This window comes from Nocardia sp. NPDC004582 (genome assembly GCF_053602115.1).
This window is the reverse complement of sequence record NZ_JBSGCY010000244.1, coordinates 1-5,115: the sequence shown is the minus strand read 5'-3', so window position 1 is coordinate 5,115 and position 5,115 is coordinate 1. Positions and strand designations below refer to the sequence as shown.

4 protein-coding genes are annotated in these 5,115 nt (G+C 71.8%); 1 reads left to right on the top strand and 3 read right to left on the bottom strand.

The window, feature by feature from the left end; all coding sequences use genetic code 11:
• The 3 genes from ACWELJ_RS33220 to ACWELJ_RS33210 form a co-directional block, all read right to left on the bottom strand.
• Positions 1–1,662 (bottom strand): ATP-binding protein (locus ACWELJ_RS33220; protein WP_452370030.1); only part of this gene is annotated, 1,662 nt, incomplete at its 3' end.
• Positions 1,663–1,745: 83 nt separating this feature from the next.
• Positions 1,746–2,309, bottom strand: a complete 564-nt coding sequence (locus tag ACWELJ_RS33215; RefSeq protein ID WP_452370029.1) for a putative glycolipid-binding domain-containing protein — start codon at positions 2,307–2,309, stop codon at positions 1,746–1,748.
• A 604-nt stretch (positions 2,310–2,913) separates the two neighbouring features.
• Positions 2,914–4,008, bottom strand: a complete 1,095-nt coding sequence (locus ACWELJ_RS33210) for a CobW family GTP-binding protein (protein WP_452370028.1) — start codon at positions 4,006–4,008, stop codon at positions 2,914–2,916.
• Between the two features lie 98 nt (positions 4,009–4,106).
• On the opposite strand from ACWELJ_RS33210, the gene ACWELJ_RS33205 reads away from it, so the two are divergent.
• Positions 4,107–5,115: PucR family transcriptional regulator ligand-binding domain-containing protein (locus tag ACWELJ_RS33205; protein WP_452370027.1), on the top strand; the 1,009-nt coding region annotated here is incomplete at its 3' end.

Below are 5,115 nucleotides of genomic sequence, written 5' to 3'. Positions count from 1 at the left end.
GCAACGCACTTGGCGTTGAGGGCGTCGACCACCTCGGCCGGGGTCATGGCGTCGGGGTTGGTGATGGTCATCGGGGTGTCCTCTGTTGCTGCTGCCGTCGCTGTTGCTGCTGCCGCTGCTGCCGCCGCTGCCGCCGCTGTTGCCGCTGCTGCCGCTGTCGCTGCCGCTGCCGCTGTCGCTGCCGCTGTCGCTGTCGCTGCGTCCGGGGTTGCTGTCGTGACTGCCACCGATGCTGCCGCTATTGCTGTTGCAGCTGCCGATGTCGCCGCTGTTGCTGGCGGTGCGTGCGGTTGCTGTGGTCGGCAGGGCCGACGCGGTCGCCGTGGTCCTGCTGTCCGCGTCGACCGGCGCGCTCAGCTCGTGCAGTTCGGCGAGCACGGCGCGCAGCAGGTGCAGGTTGGTGTCGACGCCGCCGATCATGGTCTCGGCGAGCGCATCCGCGCAGCGACGCAGCGCGGCGGGGTGGGTCGGGGCGTGGGTGATGATCTTCGCGAGCAGTGAATCGAAGTGCACGCCTTGGCGCATGCCCACCTGGGCGGCGGTGTCCACGCGCACGCCGAGGCCGGTCGGGGCGTCGAAGCGGCTGATCACGCCGGTGCTGGGCAGCACCGTACCGTCGGCCGCGAGCAGTTCGGCGTTCACGCGTGCCTGGACGGCGTGGCCGCGGGTCTCGTGCTTGGGCAGGTCGAGTTCGGTCAGGGTGTGGCCCCGCGCCAGATCGAGTTGCCGGGCCACCAGATCCACGCCGGTGACGGCCTCGGTCACGGTGTGCTCGACCTGGAGGCGTGGGTTCACCTCCAGGAACCACACGTTCGCGTCGCCGGCGCCCGAGCCGGGTTCGACCAGGAACTCGACGGTGATGACGCCGCGGCAACCCACGGCCTCGGCGATGCGGATCGCGTCCCGGTGCAGCCGATCGCGCAGCGCCGCGGGCAGATTCGGCGCGGGCGCGATCTCGATCAGCTTCTGGCGTTGCCGCTGCACGCTGCAATCCCGGTCGCCCAGGGTGGTGGCCGCGACTCCGTCCGCGACCACCTGCACCTCGATGTGGCGGGCGCGGGTGACGAGCGCCTCGGCGTACACCCGGTCGTCGCCGAATCCGGTGAGCGCCTCGGCCCGGCACCGGTCGATGGTCTCGGCCAGGCGGTCCGGGTCGGTGACGGGCCGCATGCCGCGTCCACCGCCGCCCGCCGCGGCCTTCAACATGACGCCGCCGGGGTGGTCGGCCAGCAGGGCCGCGATCTCGGCGGACTCGGCTCCCGCACGGGTCGCGGGGAGCACGGTCAGTCCGGCGCGTTCGGCCGTCGCGCGAGCCGCGACCTTGTCGCCGAAGACGCGCAGCACCTCGGGGGAGGGGCCGACGAACGTGAGTCCGGCCGCCGCGCAGGCGGCCGCGAATTCGGCGCTCTCGCTGAGGAAGCCGTACCCGGGATGGACCAGTGCGCCGGGCCCGCAGGCAGCGGCCGCGCGCACCACCGAGTCGATGTCCAGGTATCCGGCCGCACCGCTGCCCGGCAACACGAGGGCCTGATCGGCGAGCCGCACCGCCAGGCTCGCGCTGTCCTCGGCGGTGTGCAGCACCTCCGTCGAGTAGCCGAGCTCCCGTGCCGTCCGCACCACCCGGACCGCGACCTCACCACGATTCGCAACCACAACTCGCACGCCGCCAGGCTAGGGCACCGTCGCGCGTCCGCGGCGAAAACGAGCCGCCTCGCTTGTTTTCTGTGTCGGGTTACCGAGCCCGGTTACTGAACCCGGGCCGCGATACCCGGATAGTCCGAGATCAGCCCGTCCGCGTCATAGGTCAGCCGGCATGCGAAGTCGAGGTCCGGTGCGGTGTAGGCGACATGCCGCGCGCCGATCCGGCAGTAGGTCTGCTCCAAGCGGGTCACGGTCAGATCCGCGGCCCGGACATACGCCGCGGGCGTGGACACCGGATGGTCGCCGAGCGGCCACAGCCGATGCACCGGAAAGGTATTGGTCATGGCCGAGGACTCCAGGTCCAGATCCAAGCAACCGTCCAGGTGCGGCGCGGGCATACCGTCGACGGTCCACCGGCCCCGCCCGTCGGCCTCCAGTTCCACCACCCGGACGCCCTGCGCGCCGCGCCCGGTGATCCGGGCCGACCGGGTCGCCCACGAAGCGTCCAGCAGCACAACGTAATCGATGATCCAGGACGCGCCGTCCTCGGTGGCGGTGGTGGTGCCGCGGATCAGCAGCCCGCGTTCGTCCTCGGCGAAGAACGCCACCTCGAATCCGGTCCGCGCGCCGCGATGCCGCCACGAGGCCACTGCCGGGAACCCGTTCACTCGGCCAGTCAATCACGGCGGCGTCCCGCGGTGGGGATATGTTCGGGGCATGCATTGGGATCAGATGACGGCCACGCCGGGCGCGTTGCGCACCGCCGCCGCGCGGTTGCGCCGCGGTGTCGGGCAGCTGGAGATTCTGGCGGCCATCATCGAGGCGGCGGACGGTCCGTGGCTGGGGGCCATGGACTCCGACGGCCGCGGCACCGCCGAACTGCGCATGCACCTGGCGGGCAAGTACCGGTTCACCGCCGTGGTGACCAGCGCGGGCAAGCTGTCCATGGCGGAGATGAGCTCGCCGGGACGCGGCAAGAAGGCGCAGCTGGTGCTGTCGACCAAGGCGACCCAGCGCAAGGGGTGGGACGACCCCAAGGACGTGCCCAAGCCGCAGGAGTGGGTGCGGTTCGCCGTCGACTGGGTGCGTGCCGCGAGCGCCGCGGTCGGGCGGCGCGACGTGGTGGAGTGGCTGCTGCGGGGCGCCGATCAGCGGCTCGCGGCCATGAACGACAGTGTCGAGACCATGCGGGCGGCACTGGTCGAACGCGAGTCGATGCGCGACGAGCTGGCCGCCGAGGTGGCCGAGCTGCGCGCCGAACTCGAGGCCGAATCAGCTCTCGCCGACAAGCGCCTGGTCATCGGCGACATACCGCCAGACCGGGAGCAGCGCGTGGTCGTCGAGGGGATCGGCGGCGGCGTGGACGGCGCCGCGCAGCCGGTCGGTGACGGCGTCGGCGTCGAGGCCCGAACCGATGAGGACCAGATTGCTGACCCGGGGCTCGTGGCGGGCCCAGGCGGTGGGCTCCAGGGTGATGTGGCGGCCGACCATGTGCAGCACGAACTTTCGCGGATCGTCGGGGACGGCGAACGCGAGCACGCCCTTGGCGCGGAACAGGCCTGACGGCGGATCCTCCAGCAGCGCGATGAGTTCGCGCGGATTGAGGTCGGTGTCGGAGGTGAAGGAGACGCTGTCGTAGCCGTCGTGCAGATGCCGGTGGTCGTGGGCGCAGCCGTCGTGGCAGTGGTCGCCGTGGCCCGGGTCGTCCGCGGCGTCGTCGTGCAGTAGTTCGTCGAAGCTGAGCTGCTCGCCGACGCGCGGGGTGCGGGGCGCGCGGGTGGGCAGGTCGAACAGCAGGCCCGGGTCGATGCGCCCGTGGCTGGTCGGATACACCGGCACCTGCCCGACGGCCGCGGTGATCTCCGCCCGCAGCCGCTCCAGCGCGGCGGCCTCGACCCGGTCGGATTTGTTCAGCACCACCAGATCCGCCATCCGCAGGTGCGTGGCGAGTTCGGGATGTCGGTCGCGGCTCTCGGGGAAGTGTTCGGCGTCGACCACCTCGATCAGCCCGCCGTAGCGGATCCGCGGATTGTCGCTGTTCACGACCATGCGGATCAGATTGCGCGGCTCGGCCAGTCCGCTGGCCTCCACCACGATGACGTCGATCTTCTGCTTGGGATGCGCCAGCCGGTCGAACAGCTCGTCCAGCTCGCTGACGTCGACCGCGCAGCACACGCACCCGTTGCCCAGCGACACCATGGCGTCGACCTGACCCGCGACCAGCATGGCGTCGATGTTCACCGCGCCGAAGTCGTTGACCACCACCCCGATCCGGGCGTCGCGGGTCCGCAACAGCCGGTTGAGCAGCGTCGTCTTGCCGGCACCGAGGAATCCGGCCACGATCAGGACTGGTATGCGCCGACTCACGGCGACCACCCTACCGAGGTGTGATTCGCCGGAAACGGGGTGGCAACAACCGGCTTCTACCGTGGCGGACAATTCGGACCGACCACGGGAGGTAGGCCGTGCGAGTACGCGACATCCTCGATGCGCCCCAACTGCGCATGCGGCTGTTGCACGGAGACGCGGGGGACCTGGACCGGCCGGTCGCGCGAGTCTGCGCCACCGACATGCCCGACCCCCGGCCCTTCGTCACCCCCGGCGCGCTGGTCTGCACCGGCCTGGTGTGGCGGCAGCACGCCGCCGACTCGGACCGCTACGTCAGCCTGCTGGCCGGATCCGGGGTGGCCGGAGTGGTCGCCGGGCAGGCCCTGCACGGGCAGGTGCCCGAGGACGTGGTGGCGGCGTGCCGAGACCACGGCCTGCCGTTGCTGTCCGCACCGCAGAGCGTGCCGTTCAGCCGCATCATCGAATACTTGGCCGACCAGGCCGCCGATGTGCGCTGGCGACGCGTGCAATCCCGGGCCGACCGCCAGCGCCGCCTGCTGTCCGCGGTCGCCGCCGGAGCCGAGATCGAGACCCTGATCGTCGATTTCGCCGCCGAACAACAGGTCTCGGCCTGGCTGCTGACCTCCACCGGCACCGTCATCGCGGGCACCGCGGACCTGACCGACTCCGAGATCGACCGCATTCTCGCCACCGCGTTGACCGCCCCGCGCCTCCCCGCCGTCACCGCCGGGGCGGTGCGCGTGCTCCAAGTCGGCGCGGGCGATCGAATCACCGCCTGGTACCTGGCGATTCGCCCCTCCGACCCCGACCTCGACCCCTTCGGCGCGGACCTGGCCGCCGTCGCCGAGCTGTATCGCCAGCGTCGCGCCGACCGGCAGCACCTGACCTGGGAACTGGCCGACCGCTTCCCGACCCCGTTCCGCGACCGACCCGGACTCTCCGAGGCGGCGATCGTCTGCGAGGCCCATGCCGCCTCGACCGGCATCCAGGATCTCCCGTCCTACCGTCCGCTGCCCGGCCGTGTTCCGGGCGGGATCGATCCGGCGAGCACGCGCGCCTCCGCCGCACTCGCCGCGGGCGCTCCGCGCGCTGTCGCGGAGGGGCGACCCGCAGGCGGGTCCGGCC